Source organism: Methylomonas sp. BG-2 (assembly GCF_057766305.1).
Genome location: NZ_JBYMAP010000421.1, coordinates 1 through 1909, shown reverse-complemented (window position 1 = coordinate 1909; position 1909 = coordinate 1). Strand labels below are relative to the sequence as shown.

At 57.3% G+C, this 1909-nt stretch carries 1 protein-coding gene and 1 other RNA gene; one reads left to right on the top strand and one right to left on the bottom strand.

The window, feature by feature from the left end; genetic code table 11:
* Window positions 1-855: DnaJ C-terminal domain-containing protein (locus AC3B8H_RS20875; RefSeq protein WP_488443432.1), on the bottom strand; the 855-nt coding region annotated here is incomplete at its 3' end.
* Window positions 856-1092: 237 nt separating this feature from the next.
* Here AC3B8H_RS20875 and ssrA point away from each other — a divergent pair.
* Window positions 1093-1471: a transfer-messenger RNA gene (gene ssrA, locus AC3B8H_RS20870) on the top strand.
* Window positions 1472-1909 lie beyond the last annotated feature (438 nt).

Sequence of the window (1909 nt, the reverse complement as noted above, 5' to 3'; positions counted from 1 at the left end):
CAAAACCACCTGAATATCCAGCAGCAAATCGCCCGGGGCGGCGCTGGGAATGCCTTTGCCGCGCAGTCTGAGTTGCCGGCCGGTCTGGGTGCCTTCCGGTATCCGCACGTTCAGGGACGTATCGAACAGATGAACCGGTACCATCGCGCCGAGCGCGGCTTCCCAGGGCGCGACCGGCAAGCTCATGTGCAGATTATTGCCGTCCACCCGCAGACGTGGATGTGGATTGAAATGGACTTCCAGCAGCAGATCGCCGGACTTGCCTCCGCCGCTGCCCGACGCGCCCTGGCCGGCCAGCCGGATGATCTGCCCTTCGTAAACTCCCTTGGGTATTTTCACGTTCAGGGTGCGGTTGTCCAACACGACATGACCGCCGGCATCCATCGTCGGCACGCGCAAATTGATTTGCCGGGAGGCGCCGCGAAAGGCATCCTCGATGTCGAGCAACACCTTGGCGTGGTGGTCCTCGCCCCGGCCGCGAAAATCGCCGGCCTGCCCCTCGAACGGGCCGCCACGCCGCCCACCGCCCATTCGGCCGAACAATTGGCTGAAGAAGTCGCCGAAATCGGCGTTGTCGGCGCTGGAAAACTCGAAACCGGCATCCCAATTGGGCGGCGGGTGGAACTCCTCGCCGGGCCGGTAGCCGCGACCAAGCTGGTCGTAGGCCGCCCGCTTCTCGGTATCGGACAACACCGCGTAAGCCTCGTTGGCGTCCTTCATCCTGGCCTCGGCGTCCGGCTCCTTGGAAATGTCCGGGTGATATTTGCGGGCCAACCGGCGATAGGCTTTTTTGATGTCCGCCAACGCCGCGTCCCGTTCGACGCCCAAAATCCGATAATAATCTTTGTATTGCACGCTGATCTCCATTGCCGTCGGCGCAAAGCCGCGCGTGGCCCGAAGTGTTATAGCGGATCGTCCGGTTGCGGACAACCGGAAATATTGCTGTCCGCGCCGTTGCACGGCCGGCGGATTCCTTCGGAAAATATCGACGCGCCGCCAAAATTCAAGAGCGATGCCGCGGATTCTAACCCGGCCTATTCCCGCCGATCTTACTGACAAATAGTTTGCCGGTTTGGTAGAATGAAGGCTCTTGGGGGTGACATGGCTTCGACGTGGGTAGCAAAACCTCAGGTGCATGCCGAGCACAGTACCGCTCGTAAAACCTACTGAAAACAAGTATTCGCAAACGACGAAAACTACTCAGTGGCTATCGCAGCTTAAAACCTGCACCACTTCTCTGACCGGATGTACTTATGCGTCCGGAGTCCTTTCGGGGGCGTTCAGGGATCATATGACATAAGATCGCGCCAGGGCTTAGTTCGGAGCCTGAAGCGTTAAATCCAATCGAAATCGCTGTTGATCCTCTTGGCCCGACGGGTAGTCAACAGTTAAATTAAAAGCGCGGGATAAGCATGTAGAGCTTGTGGCGGAGTGCTTGCGGACGCGGGTTCAATTCCCGCCACCTCCACCAAACACAAGGGCTTGGAAATTCTCCAGGCCCTTTTTTTATGCCCGAAACCCCGCACGGCTCGGGCTGTGGCGGTTCGACGCTGCGGGTACGCACCGCCTTTTGGCCGAAAATATCGATTTTCTCTCTCCGGCCAGTCTCTTTTCTCTGTTTCGCCTGTTGGTAGGCTCAGCCAAAAACGTCGGTTTTACTGGGTTTGCCACCCGCCTTTCTGTATTTTTCAAATGCCGACCAATAGACAAACAATACCACTCAGGCATCAAGGTAGTCGCCACGTTGTTCCAATTTGGACCAAGGCATTTGGACACGCGGACTCTTGTTTGTCTCGCAAAAGAGATACATAATTAGAAAAAACGGAGGGTTTGATGATGGCGCATTCCAGCATGTTACACGTCCGCGTGGACGACGAAATTAAGACGCAAGCCAGCGAAGCATTGGCGG